The 22,087-nt window shown below is 70.8% G+C and carries 20 protein-coding genes and 1 tRNA gene; 16 read left to right on the top strand and 5 right to left on the bottom strand.

Going from position 1 to position 22,087, the window contains the following annotated elements; genetic code table 11:
- Nucleotide 1: 1 nt before the first annotated feature.
- From VFX14_16055 to VFX14_16070, 4 genes are read left to right on the top strand one after another with little or no spacing between them, the layout of a single operon-like run.
- Nucleotides 2-1,240 (top strand): hypothetical protein, encoded by a 1,239-nt coding sequence (locus VFX14_16055; protein ID HEU5191200.1) that lies wholly within the window; start codon nt 2-4, stop codon nt 1,238-1,240.
- Nucleotides 1,237-3,219 (top strand): alpha-1,4-glucan--maltose-1-phosphate maltosyltransferase, encoded by a 1,983-nt coding sequence (locus VFX14_16060; GenBank protein HEU5191201.1) that lies wholly within the window; start codon nt 1,237-1,239, stop codon nt 3,217-3,219. The genes VFX14_16055 and VFX14_16060 overlap by 4 nt, the downstream gene beginning before the upstream one ends.
- Before the next feature lie 14 nt (nt 3,220-3,233).
- The gene (gene treS, locus VFX14_16065) at nt 3,234-4,907 is read left to right on the top strand and encodes a maltose alpha-D-glucosyltransferase (protein HEU5191202.1); all 1,674 of its coding nucleotides are present in this window, start codon (nt 3,234-3,236) and stop codon (nt 4,905-4,907) included.
- A 4-nt stretch (nt 4,908-4,911) separates the two neighbouring features.
- On the top strand, nt 4,912-6,462 hold the full coding sequence (locus tag VFX14_16070; GenBank protein ID HEU5191203.1) for a phosphotransferase: 1,551 nt from the start codon (nt 4,912-4,914) through the stop codon (nt 6,460-6,462).
- A gap of 273 nt (nt 6,463-6,735) precedes the next feature.
- Here VFX14_16070 and VFX14_16075 read toward each other — a convergent pair whose 3' ends face one another.
- Together VFX14_16075 and VFX14_16080 are read right to left on the bottom strand one after the other, a co-directional pair.
- Nucleotides 6,736-6,966 (bottom strand): helix-hairpin-helix domain-containing protein, encoded by a 231-nt coding sequence (locus VFX14_16075; GenBank protein HEU5191204.1) that lies wholly within the window; start codon nt 6,964-6,966, stop codon nt 6,736-6,738.
- 15 nt (nt 6,967-6,981) lie between these two features.
- A complete protein-coding gene (locus VFX14_16080; GenBank protein HEU5191205.1) occupies nt 6,982-7,299 on the bottom strand; it encodes a TRL-like family protein in 318 nt (105 codons plus the stop codon).
- 190 nt (nt 7,300-7,489) lie between these two features.
- On the opposite strand from VFX14_16080, the gene VFX14_16085 reads away from it, so the two are divergent.
- The 6 genes from VFX14_16085 to selB all read left to right on the top strand — a co-directional run bounded on the left by VFX14_16085 (nt 7,490) and on the right by selB (nt 12,354).
- Nucleotides 7,490-7,587 (top strand) — tRNA-Sec (locus VFX14_16085).
- 11 nt (nt 7,588-7,598) lie between these two features.
- The gene (locus VFX14_16090; GenBank protein HEU5191206.1) at nt 7,599-8,192 is read left to right on the top strand and encodes a DUF3105 domain-containing protein; all 594 of its coding nucleotides are present in this window, start codon (nt 7,599-7,601) and stop codon (nt 8,190-8,192) included.
- Between the two features lie 9 nt (nt 8,193-8,201).
- Nucleotides 8,202-8,702 carry a hypothetical protein gene (locus VFX14_16095; protein HEU5191207.1) on the top strand — a complete coding sequence of 167 codons (501 nt, stop codon included), beginning with the start codon at nt 8,202-8,204 and terminating at the stop codon, nt 8,700-8,702.
- Between the two features lie 2 nt (nt 8,703-8,704).
- Nucleotides 8,705-8,992 (top strand): hypothetical protein, encoded by a 288-nt coding sequence (locus VFX14_16100; protein ID HEU5191208.1) that lies wholly within the window; start codon nt 8,705-8,707, stop codon nt 8,990-8,992.
- Entirely contained in the window at nt 8,976-10,433 is a 1,458-nt protein-coding gene (selA, locus tag VFX14_16105; protein HEU5191209.1) for an L-seryl-tRNA(Sec) selenium transferase, read from the top strand. Before VFX14_16100 ends, selA begins: the two co-directional genes overlap by 17 nt.
- A 10-nt stretch (nt 10,434-10,443) precedes the next feature.
- Nucleotides 10,444-12,354 carry a selenocysteine-specific translation elongation factor gene (gene selB / locus VFX14_16110; protein ID HEU5191210.1) on the top strand — a complete coding sequence of 637 codons (1,911 nt, stop codon included), beginning with the start codon at nt 10,444-10,446 and terminating at the stop codon, nt 12,352-12,354.
- An 11-nt stretch (nt 12,355-12,365) separates the two neighbouring features.
- Here the strand turns inward: selB and VFX14_16115 are convergent, their stop codons facing one another.
- Genes VFX14_16115 through VFX14_16125 form a run of 3 tightly spaced genes read right to left on the bottom strand, consistent with a single transcriptional unit; the run spans nt 12,366 to nt 15,369 of the window.
- Nucleotides 12,366-13,214, bottom strand: coding sequence for a carbohydrate ABC transporter permease (locus tag VFX14_16115; GenBank protein ID HEU5191211.1), 849 nt, complete (start codon nt 13,212-13,214; stop codon nt 12,366-12,368).
- A gap of 7 nt (nt 13,215-13,221) precedes the next feature.
- Entirely contained in the window at nt 13,222-14,091 is an 870-nt protein-coding gene (locus VFX14_16120; protein ID HEU5191212.1) for a sugar ABC transporter permease, read from the bottom strand.
- Between the two features lie 3 nt (nt 14,092-14,094).
- On the bottom strand, nt 14,095-15,369 hold the full coding sequence (locus tag VFX14_16125; protein HEU5191213.1) for an ABC transporter substrate-binding protein: 1,275 nt from the start codon (nt 15,367-15,369) through the stop codon (nt 14,095-14,097).
- A 107-nt stretch (nt 15,370-15,476) separates the two neighbouring features.
- Between VFX14_16125 and VFX14_16130 the strand changes: the two genes are divergently transcribed.
- The 6 genes from VFX14_16130 (at nt 15,477) to VFX14_16155 (ending at nt 22,065) form a co-directional block, all read left to right on the top strand.
- Nucleotides 15,477-16,976, top strand: coding sequence for an alpha-L-arabinofuranosidase C-terminal domain-containing protein (locus VFX14_16130; protein ID HEU5191214.1), 1,500 nt, complete (start codon nt 15,477-15,479; stop codon nt 16,974-16,976).
- A gap of 79 nt (nt 16,977-17,055) precedes the next feature.
- A complete protein-coding gene (gene tatA, locus VFX14_16135) occupies nt 17,056-17,241 on the top strand; it encodes a twin-arginine translocase TatA/TatE family subunit (GenBank protein HEU5191215.1) in 186 nt (61 codons plus the stop codon).
- A gap of 33 nt (nt 17,242-17,274) precedes the next feature.
- Nucleotides 17,275-18,231 carry an ROK family protein gene (locus VFX14_16140; GenBank protein ID HEU5191216.1) on the top strand — a complete coding sequence of 319 codons (957 nt, stop codon included), beginning with the start codon at nt 17,275-17,277 and terminating at the stop codon, nt 18,229-18,231.
- Nucleotides 18,228-19,877 carry a DUF2723 domain-containing protein gene (locus VFX14_16145; protein ID HEU5191217.1) on the top strand — a complete coding sequence of 550 codons (1,650 nt, stop codon included), beginning with the start codon at nt 18,228-18,230 and terminating at the stop codon, nt 19,875-19,877. Before VFX14_16140 ends, VFX14_16145 begins: the two co-directional genes overlap by 4 nt.
- Entirely contained in the window at nt 19,874-21,382 is a 1,509-nt protein-coding gene (locus VFX14_16150; protein HEU5191218.1) for a hypothetical protein, read from the top strand. The genes VFX14_16145 and VFX14_16150 overlap by 4 nt, the downstream gene beginning before the upstream one ends.
- A gap of 68 nt (nt 21,383-21,450) precedes the next feature.
- The gene (locus VFX14_16155; GenBank protein ID HEU5191219.1) at nt 21,451-22,065 is read left to right on the top strand and encodes an aspartyl protease family protein; all 615 of its coding nucleotides are present in this window, start codon (nt 21,451-21,453) and stop codon (nt 22,063-22,065) included.
- Nucleotides 22,066-22,087 lie beyond the last annotated feature (22 nt).

The raw sequence follows: 22,087 nt of genomic DNA on the forward strand, positions 1-22,087 counted from the left end.
CATGGCGAGACTTCTGAGCGATCCGGCGGTGCAGGCGGAGATGGAGGCCCTGGGGACGGCCGACGTCGTCGTCGGTCTGCCCACGGTCGGCCCAACTCCGTCCGCGGAGGCGGTCGGACGGGCGGCCCTCGAGGGTCCCCTCGGGAGCACGGGCACGGTGGTCGTCCACGTGGATCCCACCGGCTCCGGTGAGGTCATCGAGGCCCTGACCCGCGCCGTCGCGCCCTGTCCGCTCCTCCACCTCGAGGGCTCCGGCCTCAGGCGAGCTCCCGCCGCACCCGAGCGCGACGACGCTTGCGATGCTGTCCGCACCGTCCTCGCCGCGGGCCGACAGCTGCGCGCGCGGGGCATCGTGTTCCTCAATGCCCTGGTGGATCCCGGTGCGCCCGGCCGCGCCGCCGCGCTCGCCGAGCCCGTGCTCAAGGACAGCCATGGCCTCGTGCTGCCGATGTACACGCGGACGCGCTACGAGGGCACGCTCACGCATGCGCTCGTCGTGCCGCTCGTCCGCGCGCTCTGGGGCCGGCGGCTCGCCCATCCGATGGCCGAGGAATTTGCGTGCTCGGGCGAAGCGGCCGGGGCTTTCCTCGACACCGAGGCGTGGGACACGGACCTCGCGCGCCAGGGGATCGAGTTCTGGCTGCCGGTGGCGGCCATCCAATCGGGCCTGGTCGTCAGCCAGGTCCCCGTGGGACAGCGGCGGGTGGCCGCCGAGAGCCGGCCTTCGCCGCTCGGCGCCACCGTGGGACGAGTGGCCGGGGCGCTCTTCGCCCTCGCCGAGCAGACGGAGGGGCACTGGCTGGAGATCCGGGGCTCGGAGGCCGTGCCGGCGAGTGGACCGGAGCCCGCTCCCCGCGAGGGAGGCGGGCCGGTCGATCCCGGCCGCCTCCTGGCCGGCTTCCGTCAGGGGGTGCGGGACCTGCTGGAGATCTGGGTCCGCATCCTCGCGCCGGAGACGCTGGCCGACGTGCTGGCCCTGGGGGAAGCAGACCCCGACGAGTTCCGATTCTCCGATCGGCTCTGGACGCATGTCGTGTACGACTTCCTGCTCGCCTGGCGATTCCGCGTGGCGCACCGAAGCCACGTGGCGCAATCGCTGGCGCCGCTCTACCTCGGACGCACCGCGTCCCTCGTCCAGGAGACACGCGGCAAGCCGGCGGCGGCGATCACCGCCGTGGGCGAGCGGCTGGCTCGCGGATTCGAGGACGAGAAGGCGTACCTGGTGGACCGATGGCGATGACGAAGCCGCGGCAGCCGATCGTGATCGAGCGCGTGGCCCCGGCCGTGGACGACGGCCGGTACCCGGTCAAGCGCGTCGTCGGAGAGCCGCTCGTCGTCTCGGCCGACATCTTCAAGGAGGGCCACGACGTGCTCGCGGCCGCCGTGCGGTACCGGGCGAGGGGAGAAACCGCCTGGCGAGTCACCCCCCTCCTCAAGCGCGAGGGCGACCGCTGGGCCGCCGAGCTGATCCTGGACGAGAACACCCGTTACACGTACGTCCTGGAGGCGTGGACCGATCGCTTCGGCTCCTGGGTGCGCGAGACCGAGCGGCGTGTCGCCGGCGGCCAGAGCGACCTCCGCAGCGAGCTGCTCGAGGGCCGGGCCCTGATCGAGGAGGCGGCCGGGGCCGCCTCCGGTGTCGACGCCGAGCGACTCCGCCACGCCGTCGACGCCCTCGACGCCGCGCCCGATCAGGAGGCGCGCCTGCGGCTGATTCTCGATACCGGGTTGAGGACACTGGTGGCGCGTACGGCATCTCGGCCGGATCTGACGCGCCACGACCGTGAGTACCAGGTGGTGGTGGACCGCCCGCGCGCTCGCTTCGCCGCGTGGTACGAGTGCTTCCCGCGCTCGCAGGGACGCGTGCCCGCCCGCCACGGGACCTTCGAGGACGTGATCGGTCGCCTGCCCGACATCCAGGCCATGGGCTTCGACGTGCTGTACCTGCCTCCCATCCACCCGATCGGGCGCACGCACCGCAAGGGGCGGAACAACTCGCTGGCCGCCGGCCCCGGCGACCCGGGGAGCCCGTGGGCGATCGGCGGTCCCGAAGGCGGCCACGATGCCGTGGAGCCGGGCCTGGGCACGCTCGACGACTTCCGGCGCCTGATCAAGGCGGCCGGCGATCATGGAATGGAGCTCGCCCTCGACCTGGCCATCCAGTGCTCGCCCGATCACCCCTGGGTCCGCGAGCATCCCGAGTGGTTCCATCACCGCCCCGACGGCAGCATCAAGTACGCGGAGAACCCGCCCAAGAAGTACCAGGACATCTATCCGCTGAACTTCGCCGGTCACGCGTGGGGGTCCCTGTGGGACGCCTGGCTACGCATCGTGCTCTTCTGGGTGGAGCAGGGCGTGCGAACGTTTCGAGTGGATAATCCCCACACCAAGCCGCTCGATTTCTGGCGGTGGCTGATCCGCGAGGTCCAGGACCGCCACCCCGACGTGATCTTCCTCTCCGAGGCCTTCACCCGGCCCTCCGTGATGCGGGCGCTGGCCAAGATCGGGTTCTCTCAGTCCTACACGTACTTCACGTGGCGCAACTTCAAGGAGGAACTGACCGAGTACCTCACGGAGCTCACGCAGTCGGACATGGTCGAGTACTACCGGGGGAACTTCTTCGTGAACACCCCCGACATCCTCCCCGAGGTGCTCCAGCGCGGCGGGCCGCCCGCCTTCCGGCTGCGCGCGGTGCTCGGCGCGCTCCTGTCGTCTCTGTGGGGCGTCTACAGCGGCTTCGAGCTGTGCGAGAACGCCGCGGTGCCGGGCACCGAGGAGTACCTCGACTCCGAGAAGTACGAGATCCGCGTGCGCGACTGGAACGCCCCGGGTCACATCAAGGACCTCATCGCACGGCTCAACCGGATCCGCCGGGACAACCCCGCCCTGCACGAGTACCGGAACCTGCGCTTCTACGAGGCGGGGAGCGATCACATCCTCTTCTTCGGCAAGGCCACGGCGGCGCGGGACAACGTCATCCTCGCCGCGGTCAATCTCGACCCCTTCGGGGCCCACGAGGCGCGGCTTGATCTTCCACTGGCCAAGCTCGGGGTCGCGCCCGACGAGGCCTACGAGCTGACCGAGCTCCTCAGCGGGACCAGACGGCTGTGCCGCGGACCCCAGCAGACCGTGGCCCTCGACCCCCAGCATGGGCCCGCCGTCATCTGGCGCCTGGGCCGGTGGCGCCGCCGTGAGCAAGATTTCGACTACTTCGCCTAGGAGCCCTCGCGCGCATGAGTGACCCGCTCTGGTACCAGGACGCCGTGTTCTACGAGCTGCACGTCCGCGCCTTCCAGGACGGCAACGACGACGGCATCGGTGACTTCGTGGGCCTGACCCGTCGGCTCGACTACCTGAAGGAGCTCGGCGTGGACTGCCTGTGGCTGCTCCCGTTCTACCCTTCGCCGCTCCGGGACGACGGCTACGATGTCGCCGACTACCGGACCGTTCATCCCGATTACGGGACGCTGGCCGACTTCGAGCGCTTCCTCGAGGAAGCGCACGCTCGCGGGCTCCGTGTCATCTCCGACCTCGTGGTGAACCACACGTCCGATCAGCACCGCTGGTTCCAGGAGGCCCGCCGGGATCCCGCCTCACCCTTCCGCCAGTACTACGTCTGGAGCGACACCGACCAGCGGTACAAGGACGCGCGCATCATCTTCATCGATACCGAGCGCTCGAACTGGACGTGGGATCCCGAAGCGAGAGCGTACTACTGGCACCGCTTCTTCAGCCATCAGCCGGATCTCAACTTCGACAACCCCCAGGTCCAGGCCGAGCTGCTGGCGGTGATGCAGCACTGGCTCGATCGGGGACTCGACGGCTTCCGCTGCGACGCCGTGCCCTACCTCTTCGAGCGCGAGGGGACGATCTGCGAGAACCTGCCGGAGACCCATCTCTTCCTCCGAGCCCTTCGGGGGGCCATCGATCGGAAGTACGCCGGGCGCATCCTGCTCGCCGAGGCCAATCAGTGGCCGGCGGATGTGCGCCCGTACTTCGGCGAGGGCGACGAGTTCCACATGGCCTTCCACTTCCCGCTGATGCCCCGGATCTTCCTGGCCGTCCGCCACGGCGACCGGCGCCCCATCACGGACATCTACAAGCACACGCCCGAGATTCCCCCCGGCTGTCAGTGGGGCCTCTTCCTGCGGAACCACGACGAGCTGACCCTGGAGATGGTGTCGGGCGACGAGCGCCGCGAGCTCTACTGGGCCTACGGCCAGGACCCGCAGATGCGCCTCAACCTGGGCATCCGCCGCCGCCTCGCGCCGTTGCTGGACAACGACCGGCGCAAGATCGAGCTCCTGACCAGCCTCCTCTTCACCCTGCCCGGCAGTCCCATCCTCTACTACGGGGACGAGCTCGGCATGGGCGACAACATCTACCTCGGCGACCGGAACGGGGTGCGGACGCCCATGCAGTGGTCGGGCGACAAGAACGCCGGCTTCTCCGGCGCCGATCCCGCCCGCCTCTACCTCCCGCTGATCAGCGACCCCGTCTTCGGCTACGGGGCGATCAACGTGCAGGCGCAGGAGCGCCCGCCGTGGTCGCTGCTCAACTGGATGCGGCGCCTCATCGCCACGCGGAAGAAGTCGCGGGCCTTCGGGCGGGGCACGCTCACCTTCCTTCGCGCCAAGAACGACAGCGTGCTGGCGCATCTCCGGGTGTGGGAGGGGGAGACCGTGCTCGCCGTGCACAACCTCTCCCGCGCGGCCGAGCCGGTGGAGATCGACCTTGCCAACTACGCGGGCTGGACGCCCGTCGAGATGCTGAGCGACAGCCGATTCCCGGTCATCGGGACTCAGCCGTACTTCCTGAGCCTGGCGCCGTACGGCTACTACTGGTTCCGGCTCCAGCCACCCGCCACCGAACAGGTGCTCTATGGCATCGAGGACATCTCTCTCTGAGCGGGTGCCCGCGCTCAAGGCGTTCCTCGAAGGAGGGGCAGCGTCCGGCCTGGGCGCCTTCATGGCCCGCCAGCGGTGGTATGGGGCGCGCGGGCGGCGACCCACGCGCCTCGCCGTGCTCGACGCCGCCGTCCTCGACGCGCCCTCCCCCGAATGGCCGGCCGAGCCGCTCGTCGTGCTGTTCCTGGTGGAGACCGACAGCGACCGCTACTACGTCCCGCTGGCGGCTCGCCCGGGAAGCGCGCCGGATTCCGGCGGGGCGGTGGGGACGGTGGACGGCCTTGCCGTCGTCGACGCGCACGGCGAGCCCGAGTTCGGCCGTCGCGTGCTCCATGCCTGCGCGACGGGCCGCGTCCTCGAGGGCATGAGCGGGCGTTTCGTCGGGCACTGGTCGGGCGCGGCGGCAGCGCCCGACTCGGCCGGCTGCCGGGAGACTGCCGTCACCCTGTTCAAGGGCGAGCAGAGCAACACGTCGTTGCTGCTCGGCGGCCAGCTGATCGCCAAGTCCTTCCGCCGCGCTCGGCCAGGGCCCAATCCCGACTTCGAGATCCCCCACTTTCTGACGACCCGCACGGGCTTTCCCCACACGCCCGGGCTGGCGGGCTGGCTGGAGCATCAGAATCGAGGTGGGGAGCCCACGACGATCGCCCTCCTCCAGCCCTTCGTGGAGAACAGCGGCGACGGGTGGAGCCACGCTCTCGCCGGCCTCGAGTCGCTCGCCAGCGCGCTCGCCGGGGAGCCGCCGCCCACGGACGTCGAGGCCGCCGAGCACCGGCTCCGCGCGCTGGGCGGCGATCTCCTGGACGACCTCCGCACACTCGGGACCGTGACCGGCGAGCTGCACGTGGCCCTGGCCACCGCCGGCACGCCGCCCGCCTTCCGGCCGGAGCCGATCAGCGACGCCGACGTGACCGTGTGGAGCGAGCAGGTGGCGGTCGAGTCAGAGGCCATGCTGGCTGAGGCCGCCCGGCGCCTGGATAGCTTGTCCGATTCCGCGCGCGAGCGCGTCGCCGCGCTCGTCGAGCGATGGCCGACGCTGGCCGGCCGCGGGCTCGACCTCTCCCCGCTCGCCAGCGACGGTTGCCACAAGATCCGCATCCACGGCGACTACCACCTGGGCCAGGTGCTTCGCACGCGGACGGGCTACGTCGTGATCGACTTCGAGGGCGAGCCGGCGCGGCCCCTGGCCGAGCGGCGCGCCAAGGGCTCACCGCTGCGCGACGTGGCCGGGATGTTGCGTTCGTTCGACTATGCCGCCCGGACCGTCCTCGCCGGCCGCGACGCCGGCGAGCGGCGCGCGCTCGCGCCGTGGCTGGACGCCTGGGAGCGCCAGGCGCGCGCCGTCTTCCAGCGCGGCTATCTGGAGGCGGCGGAGCGCAGCGCCGTGCCCCTCGTGCCCGCGGCCGGCACGCGGGTGGAGCAGGTCACCTCGGTGTTCGAGCTCGGCAAGGCCGTGTACGAGCTGCGCTACGAGCTATCCCATCGACCCGCCTGGGCCGGCATCCCCGCGGACGGCATCGCGCGTATCCTGGACGAGATGAGGGACCGCCCCTGATCGCTCACGGGCTTCGCGCGGTGAAGAAATCGATAATGGTGGGCACCCTTGCGGTTGGCCTTTTCAGCCTCGCGGCAGGGTGCACGCTCGACACCGCCGCGATCTGTAAGTCCTCGGGCGGCACGCAGACTGGGGGCACCTGCACTCAATACGGTCCGGGCCAGCAGGCGGCGAGGGACCAGTGCAGGGCGAGCGGGGGCATCTACCTGGTCGGCAGCGAGACCTGCGTGCTCGGCAGCGGAGGGCCTTGAAGGCTTACATGTTGCGCTGCCGCTAGGCCCCGGGCGCCTCGGGCGCCGTGTCGTAGGCCGGAGCGAAGTCGGCCCGCTCTCTGATCGTGTCGGTCATCGCCTGGCCGCCCAGGATGGTGGCCAGCTGGGCGCTGTCCCTGATGGGGCCGTGCTCGGCGCGATACCGCACGATGGACGCTACCTGCGAGGGGCCGAGGCCCAGCTCGAGCAGCTCGTCCCCGTTGGCCAAGTTGATGTGCACCTTGGTCGGCATGGTCCCCTCCGATGGCTACTCGCCGTGGACGATGGTCGTGTACTTGGCCCAGATCCCCAGGATGTTCTGGGTCTCGTGGTCAACATGATGAATCTTCGTGATGCCCCCGTTCTGCATCGCGGCCGAGATGCTCGCATCGCCGGTCGAGAACACCAGCACTCCCCACGCCTCCGCCCGGCCGACCTTCGGGCTGGTGGCTGCCGGGCCGGCCGCGACCGGCCCCTTCATGTCGAGCGTGATCGGCGCCATGACGGGCCCGTGGGCGAGGGCGCAGCCGCCGAGCAATGCTACGCACAGAAGGGTAAGGACCAAATGGCTTCCGATTCTGCTCATGATGTCCTCCGGGGCTTGGGGTGGACGCAGCGTCCCGCCGACACGTGATATGCCATTCACCTTGGAGGGCCACGCCACGAGTGTCAACGGGAGGAAATGACTCGCGCCGCGCTCACCTCACCGCTGTCGCCCGCGCCTCGCGCGCGGTGGTACACTCCTCTTCGCTGATTTCTCAGTGAGTTAGCAACCTGGAAGCGTTTGCGGCGCCGGTGCACGCCCCGGACTTCAAATCCGGTGTTCGGCTCTAGACAAGTCGAAGGTGGGTTCGACTCCCACACGCTTCCGCCACCCGGGCGACCATGAAGAGGGAGACCGTGGCGAAGAACACGCGGCAGGACACGAAGGCTCGCAGGGTGGGGGAGAAGCCGGCGCGCGGCCTCTCCCGCGCCGCGCGGCGACGGCGCAACATGACTATCGGCATCGCGGTCGCCGTGGTGGTGGCGGTGGTCGTGGGCTACTTTGCGTATCAGGCCTCGGCGAACCGGCCGGGCGTCGAGTTCGCGGACCAGGGCAATCTCCACATCCAGACGGAGGCCGAGCCGCACGTGCCGTACAACTCCGACCCGCCCACCTCGGGACCGCATCTGCCCTACATCGCGCCCTGGGGCGTCCACAACGTGCCGATCGTGCGCGAGCTGCAGGTGCACAACCTGGAAGACGGGGGCGTGGTGATCCAGTACAACTGCCCCAACGGCTGCGCCGACCTGGTGACCCAGCTCGAGGCCATCGTGAAGGGGTACGACCGGCAGGTGCTGCTCGCCCCCTATCCCGGCATGAAGACGCGCATCGCGCTCACCGCGTGGACGCGACTGGATGCCTTCGACGACTACGACGAGGGGCGCATCGTCCGGTTCATCCGGACCTATCGCGGAATCGACCACCACAAGCGGTAAAATGGCGCCATGATCCGGGCGCTTCGCTTGCGCGCGCTGGGGGTCGTGGCGGCCGGCCTCGCTCTCGCCGGGCTCGGCGCCTGCTCGCGGCCCTTCGTCTCGCCCATCCTGCCGCCGCCGCACCGCGACCAGATCGCCGCGGCCTACGACTCGACGTGGAAGGCCCTCATCCGCGCGCTCGCCTACGAGAACGTATCGCTGCGGGCGGTGGCGAAGGACTCTGGGGTGGTGTCGTCCGACGAGATGGTGTCGCCCATCGGTGTCTTCGCCGACTGCGGCCGCATCGGCGATGACGTCCTGGAGGGCGACGCGGTGGTATCGTTCACGGTGTTCGTGCAGCCCAACGGCTCGGGCGCCACCGACGTGCAGGTCAACTCCAAGATGCGCACGCAGGCATGGCGCCGCGGCGACTCGGGCAAGCTCAAGTCGGAGACGGTGTACGTCTGCGCCTCTACCGGCCGCTGGGAAGCGAACCTGATGGACAGCATCCGCCGACTGGTGAAGGAGTAGCGGTGCCCCCGCGGCTGCCGGAGCTGATCAAGCGCGCCCGCCGCCTGGCGCATGAAAGAGACCGCTTGGTCGACGAGCTGGCGCGCGAGTGGACGGGCGCGCTGCGCGGCCAGGGCTTCTCGCCGAGCGACCTGGACGAGCTGTGGGCCGGGCTCACGGAGGAGGCGGTGCGCCGGCTTCTCAAGAACAGCCCCGAGGGGGCGAGCGTGGAGGCGATACGCCGGGAGGCCAACGAGGTGATCGCGCGGGTGAAGGAACGCGTGGAGACGGGTCTTGCCGCGGGCGGATAAGCGCGCCGGCGCGGGCGTGCCGGCCGGCGCATCCGGCGCGCAGGCGCTGCTCCGCGGGCTGCCCTCGGTGGACGCGGTGCTGATCGCGCTGGAAGGGGAGCCCGCGGTGGCCGCGCTGCCCCACGCCCGGCGGGCCGAGGCGGCGCGCGAGGCCCTCGCCCGCGAGCGCCAGCGCCTGCTCGCGGCGGCGGGCGCCGGCGCGGCCGCGGGCCCGGCGCCCACGCCGAAGGACGCTGCGCGCCTTGCTGCCGAGGTGGCCCAGCGGCTCGGCGGGGCCGGGGCCTTCTCGCTCACGCGGGTCATCAACGCCACCGGCGTGGTGCTCCACACGAATCTCGGCCGCGCGCTCCTGTCGAGGCTGGCGCAGGAGCGCCTGCAGGCCGTCGCTGCCGCCTACTCCAACCTCGAGATGGACGTGGCGCGCAAGGAGCGGGGCTCGCGCTACGCGCACGTGGAGGCCCTCTTGCGGCGGCTCACCGGCGCCGAGGCGGCGCTGGTGGTGAACAACTGCGCCTCCGCGGTGCTGCTGGCGCTGGAGAGCCTCGCGCGCGGCAAGGAGGTCATCGTCTCGCGCGGCGAGCTGATCGAGATCGGCGGCGAGTTCCGCATCCCCGACATCATGCGCCGCTCGGGCGCGGTGCTGCGCGAGGTGGGCGCCACCAACCGCACGCACCTCAAGGACTACGCCAACGCCATCGGGCCCGAGACCGGCCTGCTGCTGAAGGTCCATACCTCGAACTACCGTGTGGTCGGCTTCACCGCGGCCGTGTCCTCCCGCGAGCTGGTGGAGCTGGGCCGGCAGCGCGGCATCCCCGTGATGGAGGACCTGGGCTCGGGGTCACTCCTCGATCTGCGTCCGCACGGCTTCCCCTACGAGCCCACGGTGCCCGAGGTGGTGGCCTCCGGCGTGGATCTCGTGTCGTTCTCGGGCGACAAGCTCCTCGGCGGGCCGCAGTCCGGCATCGTGGTGGGCAAGGCGAGCGCGATCGGGCTGCTCGCGAAGAATCCGCTGAACCGCGCGGTCCGCATCGACAAATTCACGATCGCCGCCCTCGAGGCCACCCTCTACGCCTACGAGGCAGGCGACGCGCTCGAGACCATCCCCACGCTTCGTCTCCTGACCGAGCCGTTGACAACGATTCGTCGCCGGGCGCGCGCGCTGCTGCGCCGGGTGCCCGCGGAGGCGCAGCGCCGGCTGGGCGCCGCGCTCGTCGAGACCACCTCGCAGGTGGGTGGGGGCGCGCTGCCCACGGTGGAGCTGCCCACTGCGGCGATCGCGCTCGGCACGGCGGAGCGCGCCCCGCAGGCGCTCGACGAGGCGCTGCGCGCGGGCCGGCCCCCCGTGCTCGCGCGCCTGGCCGACGATCGGCTGCTGCTTGACCTCCGCACCGTGCTGCCCGCCGATCTGCCCGATCTCGCCCGCATCCTCTCCGCGCTGTAGGGCTCGCGGCATGGCGGATTCCAAGCACGTCGTGATCGGCACCGCCGGCCACATCGACCACGGCAAGACCTCGCTGGTGAAGGCGCTGACCGGGACCGACACGGACCGGCTCCCGGAGGAGAAGGCGCGCGGCATCACCATCGACCTGGGCTTCGCATTCCTGGAGGAGCCCGACGGGCTCACCATCGAGATCGTGGACGTGCCGGGCCACGAGCGCTTCGTGAAGAACATGCTGGCCGGGGTGGGGGGCATCGACCTCGCCATGCTCGTCATCGCCGCCGACGAGAGCGTGATGCCGCAGACACGCGAGCACCTGGCGATCTGCTCGCTGCTCCACATCAAGAGCGGGCTGGTGGCGCTGACCAAGATCGACATGGTCGACGCCGACTGGCTCGAGCTCGTGCGCGACGACGTGGTGCGGCTCCTCGACGGCACGTTCCTCGCCGGGTGCCCCATCGTGCCGGTGTCGTCGAAGACGGGGGAGGGGCTTCCCGAGCTGCGCGCCACGATGGGACGCCTGGCCCGGGCGGTGCCCGCCAAGCCGCTGGACCAGACCGCGCGGCTGCCGGTCGATCGCGTGTTCACGGTGCGCGGGTTCGGCACCGTGGTCACCGGCACGCTCACCACGGGGCGTCTCGCGCTCGATGATCGCGTCGAGATCTATCCGCGGGGCCTCCAGTCCAAGGTGCGCGGGCTCCAGGTGCACGGGCACGGCGTGGAGTCGTCGCGGGCCGGACAGCGCACGGCCGTGAATCTCCAGGGGGTGGAGCGGGCGGCGGTCGAGCGGGGCGATGTGCTGGCGCCGGCGGGCGCGCTGGTGGCGACCACCGCCGTCGATGCGACGGTGGAGCTCCTGGCCGACGCGCCGCGCCCGCTCAGGATGCGCGAGCGCGTGCGCTTCCACGTGGGCACCCAGGAGGTTATGGCGCGGGTCCTCCTCGTCGGCCAGGCCGAGCTGCCGCAGGGCGAGGCCTCGTTCGGGCGCTTCCGCCTCGAGGCGCCGGTGGTGGCGCTGCCGGGCGACCGCTTCGTCATCCGCACGTACTCGCCGATCGTGACCATCGGCGGCGGGACTTTGCTCGACGTCGATCCGCCGCGCTTCAAGCGCAAGGCCCCAGCGCTTCGCGCGCACCTCGAGCTGCTCGCCGGCGGCGCGCCCGCCGAGATCGTGGAGGAGCACCTCAAGCAGGCGGGTGCGGCGGGGGCGCGCCTCGGCGATCTGCTCGCCCGCACGCCGTACGGCCCCGAGCGGCTCCGCACCCTGCTCGTCGAGCTCCAGCAGAAGGGCGCCGCCGTCGCGGTGGACCGGGACGCCTGGCTCCATCGCGAAGCGAGCGACAAGCTCCGCGCGACGACCCTCGCGTTGCTGAAGACCTTCCACGCCGAAAATCCGCTCCGCGGAGGAATATCGAGAGAGGAGCTCAGGAGCCGCGCCGGCAATGCCCAGGAGAAGGTGTTCACTCAGCTCCTCACCGCCCTGGAGGCGGAGGGCGTGGTGCGCAGCGAGCGGGATCAGGTGCGGCTGGGCTCCCACACCATTCGCCTCACGCCCGAGCAGCAGCGGGTGATCGACGCGGTCGAGGCTGAGTTCCGCCGCGCCGCTGCCGCGCCGCCCACCGCCGAGGAGGCGCTGGGCACGGCCGGAGTCAAGGGCACCGACCGTCACGAGCTGTTCCAGCTCCTGCTCGCGGAGAAGAAGCTGGTGCGGATCCGCGAGTCGCTCTACTACCACGCGGAGGCGCTCCAGGAGGTCCAGACTCGCCTGGTCGCGCACCTCAAGGAGAAGAAGGAGCTGAGCCCGGCCGACATGAAGGACCTCTTCGGGGTCAGCCGGAAATACGCCATCCCGCTGATGGAGTATTTCGACGCCCAGCGCGTCACCGTCCGCCAGGGCGAGAAGCGGGTGCTCCGGAGCGGCTAGCCCATCACCGGCTAGCCCTTCAAGCCGCTCAGCCGCACGCCCTCGACGATGCGGCGGTTGGCGATCAAGAACACGATCAGGAGCGGCAGCGCAGAAAGCGCGGCGCCCGCCATGATGGGCCCATAGGACTCCGAGCTGTAGGCTCCGCGCAGCAGCGCCAGCGCCACCGGCAGGGGGAACATCTCGGCCTTGTTCACCGCGATCAGGGGCCAGAGGAAGTCGTTCCACGCCGAGCGGAAGGCGAAAATGGCCAGCGCGGCCAGCACCGGCTGGGACAGCGGGACGACGATCCGCGCGAAGACCTGCCACGTATTGGCTCCATCGATGAGCGCCGCGTCCTCCAGCTCATGAGGGATCGTGAGGAAGAACTGACGGAGCAGGAAGACGCCGAACGCGAACGTCACTGCCGCCTCGGGGACGATGAGCCCCTGATACGTGCTGAGCCAGCCGAGGCGCTGCACGAGCACGTACTGGGGGACCAGCACCACCGCGTTCGGGATCATCAGGCTGCCCACGATCACGCTGAAGACGAAAGTCTTCCCCGGAAAGCGCATGCGGGCGAGGGGATAGGCGGCGAGCGCGCTCGTCCCGACGACCAGGATCACCGTGCCGAGGGACACCACGAGGCTGTTCACGAAGGCGCGGCCGATGCGCGCGGTGCGCGAGCTGCTGAACAACACCTCGACGTAGTGCTCGAGCGTCGCCGGCCACGGGATCCACTCCGGCGGGACGCGGATGATATTGGCGGTGGGCTTGAGCGAAGTCACCACCACCCAGACGACGGGGAGTAGCCAGAGCACGGCGAGGGCGCCGAGTGCGGCGGCGAGCAGCAGGCCCTGGGCGTCGCGGCCCCGCGACACGGCGGCCTCAGAGCTCCGTGTGGCCGCGCAAGAGGCGGAACTGCAGCAGCGAGAACACCAGGATGATCGCGAAGAGCACCCACGCCATCGCCGAGGCGGCGCCGAACGCGAAGAAGTTCTGGAACGCAGTCTCGTAGAGGTGCTGAACGACGGTGCGGGTGCTGTCGCCCGGGCCGCCCTGGGTGAGCACGAAGACCTGCCCGAAGATCTGGAACGAGCCGATGATGTGGGTGACGAAGACGAAGAGCAGCACGGGGCGGAGCAGGGGCAGCGTGATGGCCCAGAAGCTCCGGATCGCGCCGGCCCCGTCCAGCGCCGCCGACTCGTAGAGGTCGCGGGGAATGTCCTGGAGCCCGGCCAGGTAGATGACGAGGTAGTAGCCGGCCACCCACCACACGGTGGTGGCGATGATCACCCACATCGCGGTGCCGGGCTCGGAGAGCCACGAGCGCCCCCGCCCGACCAGCCAGCCGAAGTAGTAGTTGAAGGGGCCGACCACGGGATCGAGCAGCCAGAGCCAGGTGAGCCCGACCGTGACCACGGAGAGCGTGAACGGGAAAAAGAACGCGCCACGCAGCACAGTCCTCATAGTCCCGCGATTCAAGGCCACCGCGAGGAGGAGGGGGATCGCGAGGATCGGTAGGGTGCTCGCCACCGTGTAGAAGAGGGTGTTCCAGAGGCTCACGTGGAAGCGGGTGTCCTCGAGCAGGCGCTCGTAGTTGGCGAGCCCCACGAAGGCCTGCGCGGGCCGGCCGAGCCGCGCGTTGGTGAAGGAGAGACGCAGGCCGTCGAGCAGCGGGTAGACGCGGAACGCGGCGAAGAGGAGCAGGCCGGGGGCGAGGAAGCCGTACGCCGTCAGCCCGCGCCGCCGCGCCACGGATCAGGCGGGCAGCGCGTTGATCTGGCGGGCCAGATCCTCCATCGCGGCCTTGCCGGGCTTCTGCCCGATGTAGACGCTCTCGATCACCGGGCGCGTGAGGTTCTCCGCGGCGACCCAGCGGGGTGTGGGCTGGCCGACCTGCCAGTTCGCGCCCTGGGACATGAGCACCTTGAGCACCGGATCGGCGGTGATGCGCGGGTCGGCGTGGGCCTTGCGCGACGCCGAGATCTGCCCCGCCTTGAGCGTCCACTCCGCCACGTGATCGGTCATCCAGCGGATGTGCGTCCAGGCCGCATCGCGCTTGGCGGCATCGGCGCCCTTGGGCTTGGGGAAGGTGAACTGATGCGGCATCGACCACACCACCGGCTGCTTGAAGAGCCGCGGCACCGGCGCCGCCGTGAAGTCCACCTTCGCCTCGCGCAGCCCGGTGAAGTTCCACGAGCCGGCGATCCACATGCCGAGCTTGCCGGCGATGAAGGCGTCGCGGCAGCTCGCGTTCGACGGCGGCGAGATCTTCTGGGCGAAGAAGCTGGCCCAGAAGTCCGCGACCTCCACGGCGGCAGGCTCGGCGAGCGCCGAGCGCTTGAGATCGGCGGTGAAGACGTTGGCGCCGTTCTGCCAGAGGAGATTGTGGAAGCCCCACGTGTAGCGGCCGGGGGCCACGGTGCCGATGCCGAAGCCGAACGTGTCGCCCTTGGCCATCTGCTTGGCCATCTGCACCAGCTCGTCGCGGCTCGCCGGGACCTTGGGGCGCCCGTCGGCGCCGAGCAGGCCCGCCTCCTTCATCACCTTCACGTTGAGGTAGAGCAGGTGTTGCGGCACGTCGAGGGCGACCGAGTAGCGTTTGCCCTCGAAGGTCCCGCCCTGCCACGTCGCGGGGAGATAGTCGGCGGCGCGGAAGCCCCGGCTGCTCATGGCGCTGTCGTCGATCACCTCGAGCACGCCGTCGCTGGCGAAGTGCGGGACCTCTACGGTATGGATGAGCGCGAGATCGGGGCCCTCGCCCGCGGGCACGGAGACCTGGAGCTTGGCGTAGAGATCCGCCCAGGGGATGCGCTGCTGCTCGATCTTGATGCCGGTCTCCTTGGTGAACTGGTCGATCAGCTCGTCCATCACCTTGCCGTCGGCGCCGGTGAGGCCGTTCCAATAGGTGATGGTGGCCTTGGTCTGCGCGGCGGCGCGGCGCGGGCCGCGCGCCAGCCAGGTCGCGCCCGCCGCGGCGGCGGCGCCCGTGACGAAGGTCCGACGGCTCACTCCGGCGTGTCTCTCACTCATGACGCCTCCCCTGGCGCGCTCACCGATCGCCGCTCGCTCGCAGGCGAAACTGTAGGCGCTCCGCTCCAGCCTGTCAAACGACTCCGTCCTCGCGTAGACTCCGCGCCATGAACCGTATCGGGATCGACCTCGCGCGGCGCATCGGCACGGTGGACCGTCGGATCTTCGGCAACTTCATCGAGCACCTGGGCCGCTGCATCTACGGCGGCATCTACGAGGAGGGCTCCCCGCTCAGCGACACGCGGGGCTTCCGCAAGGACGTGCTGGAGGCGGTGCGGCCGCTGCGGGTGCCGCTCCTGCGCTGGCCCGGCGGCAACTTCGTCAGCGGCTATCACTGGCTCGACGGGGTGGGGCCGAAGGATCAGCGCCCCCGGCGCAGCGAGCTCGCCTGGTATGCGGAGGAGTCGAACCGGTTCGGCACTCTCGACTTCATCGCGTACTGCCGCGAGATCGGCGCCGAGCCCTTCATCTGCGTGAACATGGGCTCGGGCACCATGGACGAAGCCCAGGCGTGGGTCGAGTACTGCAACGGCACCGGCAACACGTCGTGGGCGAATCTCCGCCGCCAGCACGGCCACCCCGAGCCGCTCCGCGTGAAGTACTGGGGGCTCGGCAACGAGATGTACGGGAGCTGGCAGATCGGAAATCTCAATGCCCACGACTACGTGAAGAAGGCGCGCGGCTTCGCGACCGTGATGAAGCGGACGGATCCGTCCATCGTGCTGATCGGCTGCGGCCAGAACGGCTGGAGCGAGTGGGACGAGATTGTGCTGGGCGGCCTCGCCGACCTCATCGACTTCCACAGCATCCACCTCTACACGGGCAGCGCCGACCACTACGCCACGGTGTTCTCGTCGCATCAGGCGGAGCGCGCGGTGCGCATCTGCGCGGCCCTCATCGAGCGGGTGCGCGCTGCCCACCGGATCGCGCATTCCATCCACATCGCCTTCGACGAGTGGAACGTGTGGTGGCGGACGCGGAGCCACGAGGACCGCGTGGGCGGCGTGGAGGAGCGCTACACCCTCACCGACGCGCTCGCCGTCGCCACGTACCTGAACGGCTTCATCCGCCACTGCGACACGGTCAAGATCGCCAACCTCGCCCAGCTGGTGAACGCCATCGCCCCCATCTTCACGAGCCCGAAGGGCCTGTTCCTCCAGACGATCTATCACCCGCTGCGACTCTATGCGGAGCACACCCGTGAGATCGGGCTCGACGTCCACGTCTCCGGCGAGACCTACGCCCTGTCGCCCGCGCAGGAGACGGGCAGTGAGGGGCGTGTGCACCACGTGGCGGAGCTGGGCCCGTTCACGCTGCTCGACGCCGCCGGCAGCTGCGACGCCGCCGGCCGGCAGGTGACCCTGACGGTGGTGAACCGGGACGCGGTGCGCGCCCACCGCGCCACCATCGATCTCGGCGGCGCCTCCGCGGCGGGCGAGCTGGCCATCGCCGAGGTGAACGGCCCCGACGTGCGCGCGATGAACACCTTCGAAGAGCCCCGCGTGGTCGACGTCGCGGAGCGGACGGGGAGCGCCAAGGGCTCACGGTTCGACCACGAGTTCCCCGCCCATTCGATCACGGTGCTGCGCTTCGGAGTCACCCCTTGACGGCGCCGGGGAGACGTTGACAACCTCGGGGCCCACGCGTAGGGTAAGGACGCGTCAGTAAAAGGAAAGGAGTCCCGCCATGTTTGGTCTGGGATACCAAGAGCTGCTGTTGATCCTGGTCATCGTGCTGATTCTCTTCGGGGCCCAGCGCTTGCCCGATCTCGCCCGTTCACTCGGCTCCAGCGTGAAGGAGTTCAAGAAGGGCGTGAACGAGCTCAGCAAGGACGAGGCGCCCGCCAACAAGGACGAAGAGAAGAAGGCCTGATCGTCCCCTCCCCGTAATCCTTCAGTCCGCCGGATGCCCGCCGATCGCTACGCCGTCGGAATAGACCTCGGCGGGAGCAAGCTACGCGGCGGGCTCCTCTCCGAGCAGGGCCAGCTCGTCGCGCGCGTCGAGACCCAGACCGAGGCCTGGAAGGGCACCGCGAGCGTGCTCGCCAACCTCAAGCGCATGATTGCGGAGCTGCTGGACTCGACCGACCGCTCGCGCGTGACCGGGATCGGCATCGCCGCCGCGGGGCAGATCCACCCGAAGACCCACGCCGTCGTCTTCGCGCCCAACCTCCACTGGACCGACGTGCCGCTGCGCGACGAGATCGAGTCGAACCTGTCCCTCCCGACCTACGTGGAGAACGACGTGCGCGCCGCCGCGTGGGGCGAGTATCGATTCGGCGTCGGGCGCGGGGCGCGGAGCCTGATCGCCGTCTTCGTCGGCACCGGTGTCGGCTCGGGCGCGGTGATGGACGGCCTGCTCCTGAGCGGCCACAACAACGCCGCGGGCGAGATCGGCCATACGCAGATCGTGGTGGACGGGCTCCCGTGCCCCTGCGGCCAGCGCGGCTGCGTGGAGACCTACGCCTCCGGCAGCGGCTTCATCCGGCGCCTGCAGGCCGCGCTCGACCAGGGCACCAAGACCGTGCTCGCCGAGGAGACCGGGCGCGACCCGCGCCGGCTGACCGCCGCGCTGGTGGCGCGCGCGGCCGCGGCGGGCGATACCTTCGCCGCCATGGTATGGGACGAGGCGCTCCGCTATCTGGGCGCGGCCCTCGCCAACTACGTGACCGTTCTCAACCCCGAGCTGCTCGTCCTGGGCGGCGGCATCATGACCACGGTGCCGACCCTGGCCGAGTCGCTCACCGAGCGCATCCGCGCGCATGCCACGATGATGTCACGCGAGGTCCGGGTGGCGCGCGCCGGGCTGGGGGACTCCGCCGGCATCTTCGGCGCCGCCGATCGCGTGTGGCGGCAGGCGTGAGCCGGCTCACCGCGCTCGGCCAGCGCTGGATCGCGCGCTCGGGCTTCGCCTTCGATCTGGGCGTGTCGATCGTCCTGGCGCTGGTGACCCTCGCCTCCCGCTGGCCGTACCGCGCGCGCATGCTCTACAACTGGGACGCGGTGCAATTCGCGCTGGCGCTGCGCGAGTTCGATATCGCCAAGCATCAGCCGCATCCACCGGGCTACGTGCTGTACGTGGGACTGGGGCGGCTGGTGAACGCGACCGTCGCCGATCCCAACCTGGCCTACGTGACCCTGGCCATGATCTTCAGCGCCGCGACGACGGTCACGGTGTACTGGCTCGCGCGCGCCCTCTACGACCGCACCACCGCGGGCGCGGCGGCGGCGCTCCTCGCGGTGAGCCCACTCTTCTGGTTCTACGGCTCGGTGGGCCTCACCTACGCGGGCGAGGCCTTCGGGGCGACCCTGATGGCGCTGCTCGCGTGGCGCGCGCTCCACGGCAGCGTGGCGCATCTCTACCTCGGCGCCGTCTGCCTCGGGCTCGCGGGCGGCCTCCGCCAGTCGGTGCTCCTCATGCTGTTCCCGCTCTGGGCGGTGTCCGCCGCGCTGGGCATCCGCGAGGTCAAGCGCCTGGTGGCGGCGGCCGCGCTGCTCACCGCCGCCGTGCTCGCCTGGTTCCTGCCGCTGGTCTGGCTGGCCGGGGGCTGGCGCACCTATCTCCACGCCTCCGGCGAGCTCTACGGCAGCACCGTGCTGCCGACCTCGGTGCTCGGCGGCGACCTCGACACCACATTCCGGCAGGCGCGCTACATGCTCGAGTCGGTGCTGGTGGGCCTGGGCCCCTTGGCTCTCGCGATCGTGGTCCTGCCGTTCTACGCGCGGCGTCGTGGCTGGGGCGCGCGGGAGTGGTTCCTCGTGGGCTGGATGGCGCCGCCCTTCGCCTTCTACACGCTGGTGCACTTCGGCCAGGCCGGCTACGTGCTGACCTGTCTGCCCGCACTGGTGATCCTCCTCTCCCGCGCCATGGTGGACCTGGTCGCGGCGGGCTCCGAGCGCCTCCGCCGGCCGCACTGGCGCTGGGCCCTCACCGCCGCCGCCCTCATCCCGCTGCTCCTCGTCAACACCGGGTTCTTCGTGAACGCGCGTCTGGAGCCGCGCGAGTTTGACCGGCGCGAGGGCGAGGCCTGGCTGTGGCGCGCGCGTGACGAGGCGCACGACTGGATCCTCTCGCGCACGGCCTCCGCGCTGCGGGAGCACGAGGCGGTGCTCCGCGCCTACGTACAGACCATCCGCGCCGTCTACGACCCGTCCGACACCGCGCTCCTCACCGAGCGGGGCAACCCGCGCTCGTACCCGTGGCTGCGGCACGCGATGTTCTACATGCCGGAGTATGCGATCTACCAGCTCTACCTGCGCGCCGACCCGCCCGGCTTCTACGCCCCCCAGTCGGCGGCGACCATGGTGCTCACGCCGGGCACCGCCATCACGGTGCCCCGGCGCGTGCGCCAGCTCGTCTGGTTCGTGGACCACTGGGATCCCGCACTGCCGCGCCCGAAGGGGTTACTCGAGATCGAGCTCCCGTACGGACGCTTCCTCTACGTGCTGCCGTTGGGCAAGACGCCCGTCGAGCACGCCGGCTACACGTTCGCCCGCGCCGCGCGGTGAGGGGACTGCTCCCCGCCGGGGCCTTTCTCCTGGGCCTCGGCGTGTTCCTGCTGGGCGAGCATCAGCTCGCCGGCGTGGCCGGCTTTCCCCTGGACGATTCCTGGATTCACTTCCAGTTCGCGCGCAATCTCGCCGAGGGCCACGGCTTCTCCTACAACCCCGGCGTGCCGGTGGCGGGCTCGACCGCGCCCTTGTGGACGCTGACCCTCGGGGCGCTCTTTGCGGTGACGGGCAGCCATCCGCTGCTCGCCAAGCTGCTCGGGGCCGCCGCCTCGCTGGGCGCCGCGCTCCTCACCGGGCGTCTGGCGCGATCCTGGTCGGGCGACCCCGCCGCCGCCCTCCTCGCCGCCTCGCTCGCCGCGCTCTCGGCGCCCTTGCTCTGGGGCGCGCTGTCCGGCATGGAGGTATCGCTGGCGGCGCTCCTCGTGGCCGCGGGCCTGCTCGCGCACACGCGCGGCCGCGAGCTGGCCGCAGCGGTGCTGCTCGCGCTGGCCGTGCTCGCTCGGCCGGAGGCGATCCTCGTCCTCGGCCTCACCTGGGCGGCAGGCCCGCTTGCGCCCGGCCGCACGGCGCGCTACGCGCTCGCCGGCGTGGTCATCATCGGGCCCTGGGTCGCCTTCAATCTCGTCACGGGCGGCACCCCGCTGCCCGCTACCGCGGCGGCGAAGATCGAGGGTGGCCTCGCCGGCTTCCTCGCCGGTGCACGCGAGCCGGCGGCCCGGATCTTCTTCGCGCGCCCGTGGGACTTCTCGAAAGAGTGGGCCCGCTGGCTGTGGGACGTGAACGGGCTGCTTCCGTTCCTCATCGTGATAGGGCTCGGTCTCCTCTGGTCGCGCGGGGGGCGCCGGCTCGGCCTGCCCGCGACGGCGCTGCTCCTCCAGCCTCTCGCGATGGCGCTGCTCGCGCCCTATCGGGGCCCCGCCTTCCAGGAGGGGCGCTACGTGATACACCTCATCCCGCTGGCCTTCGCGACGGCGATGCTGCCCGTGGCGGCGCTCGGCCGCGCGCGCGAGATCGCCGGCCTGGCGCACCTTCGCCGCCTCCTTGCGGCGGGCCTCGCGGCGGCCGCGCTGGTGTCCCTCTGGCCCGCGGCCACGCGCTACGGCTGGGCGGTACAGAACATCGAGGCCATGCAGGTGCGTTTGGCTCGGTGGGTGAACGCGCACGCGCCCCTCGACGCGAGGCTCGCGCTCAACGACGTCGGCGCCATCGGCTACCTCTCGCAGCGCCCGGTCATCGATGTCATGGGCCTGGTGACGCCGGCGATCCTGCCCTACAAGAAGGAAGGGGAGGACGGCGTGTTGCGCTATCTCGAGCGCGCCTGCCCGGACTACCTGATCGTGTTCCCCGCGTGGTTCCCGCGCCTGACCGCCATGGGCGATCGCTTCACGCCGGTCGAGCGGGTGCGGCTGACCCGCAACACGGTGGCGGGCGCCGAGGAGATGGTGGTCTACGAGACCGTGTGGAGCCGGGCCCACCCCGGCGCCCGCCCGTGCCCTCGATGACCCCCCGTCCTCGCGGCAAAGGGCCCGTCCGTGTTACCTTTGAGGGCCATGACGCCGGGAAATCGGGCATGAAGCGGCTCACCAGCACCACCGCGCTCGCGCTCCTGGGGGCGCTCGCGGCCGGAGAGGCCTCCGCCCAGACCTACCGGTGGACGGACGAGCGGGGGCAAGTCAACTACAGCCAGGGGATCGACAGCATTCCCGAGCGCTTCCGGCCCACCGCGCAGTACTTGAGCTCGCCGCCCGTGGCCCCCGTGCCCGCGGTCACCGTGCCCGGCGCCCGGCCCCCCACACCGACAGCGGTCGGCGCGGCGCAGATCCGATTCGTTCCAGGGCAGCCCATCGTCGTGAACGCGCGCATCAACGAGACGGGGAGCGTGCGGCTGCTCCTCGACACCGGCGCGTCCGTCACCACGATCAGCCCGCGCGTGCTCGCCCAGCTGGGCGTCTCCAGCCGCGAAGCGCTCCGGGGCTCCATCCGCGGCGTCACCGGCACCGCCAGCGCGCTCTTCGTGATGGTCAACTCCATCGACGTCAACGGCGCCAAGGCGGGCCCCATCCGCGTGGTCTCCCACGACGTGGAGCTGGGCCAGGGTGAGGGGCTGCTCGGCCGCGACTATCTCGACCGCTTCATCGTCAACATCGACAACCAGCTCGGCATCCTCACGCTCACGCCGCGGTAGCCGGCCGCGGCGGAAGGGCTCG

The organism is Candidatus Methylomirabilota bacterium, assembly GCA_035764725.1.
GTDB lineage: Bacteria > Methylomirabilota > Methylomirabilia > Rokubacteriales > CSP1-6 > DASRWT01.